Below are 678 nucleotides of genomic sequence, written 5' to 3'. Positions count from 1 at the left end.
GTTCCGCGAAGACTCTGGTATTCTCTTATGTGGGAATGGTGGCGAAAGAAGTTCCTATCGAGCCTGTAATGAAAGTGGAGCTACAATCAGGGGCACAGAACCTAAGTGAAGTCGTTATTACAGCCATGGGTATCCCACAAATTTATGATAATATAGAAGAATTCTTTGATTTAAGTACGACTTGGAACAATTCATTAAATATCGCACAAGCATTGGATAGAGGCTCTTATTCCTTTTCTTTAGGTAGTACTACCCAAGAATGAATTCACAGAAAAGACCAATCGTTTCTTTGGTAACGCATATGTAAACTTCGGCACAAAATTCAATACCGAAAATCATAAGTTAGATGTAAAATATCAAATGGGTGTAGATGCTTACACTACCCATTATCAAGATATTTGGGTATATGGACATGCGAACGGAAAAGGACAGGAAAGTATCTTAGTTTCATTGACTAAGTATCCTAAGTTCATTGGCAAAGTATCTTAGGTGTGTGGGGCGATGAAGATACGATACTTTTCGCATTGACCGAAGAGGGTAAGCATTGTGGCCAGTTCCGTACAATCCGCGGTGAGAAATCGAGCAGAAAAAGTAAGTGAATTTCGTTGACAAAGTAAGCGAACTTACTTTATGACTGAAAATAAGCTATTTAGGCAGTTTAATTAATCGCTCGCAAAA

Annotated in this window: 1 pseudogene; it reads left to right on the top strand. The window is 38.3% G+C overall.

Annotated features, from left to right (window positions below):
- Positions 1 to 134: 134 nt before the first annotated feature.
- Positions 135 to 432 (top strand): annotated as a pseudogene (locus tag D7V92_RS21905) (SusC/RagA family TonB-linked outer membrane protein); the annotation flags it as partial.
- Positions 433 to 678 lie beyond the last annotated feature (246 nt).

It is taken from the genome of Parabacteroides sp. CH2-D42-20 (genome assembly GCF_003670185.1).
GTDB lineage: Bacteria > Bacteroidota > Bacteroidia > Bacteroidales > Tannerellaceae > Parabacteroides > Parabacteroides distasonis.
The sequence above is the reverse complement of the archived record's forward strand: the minus strand, read 5'-3'. Positions and strand labels throughout refer to the sequence as shown.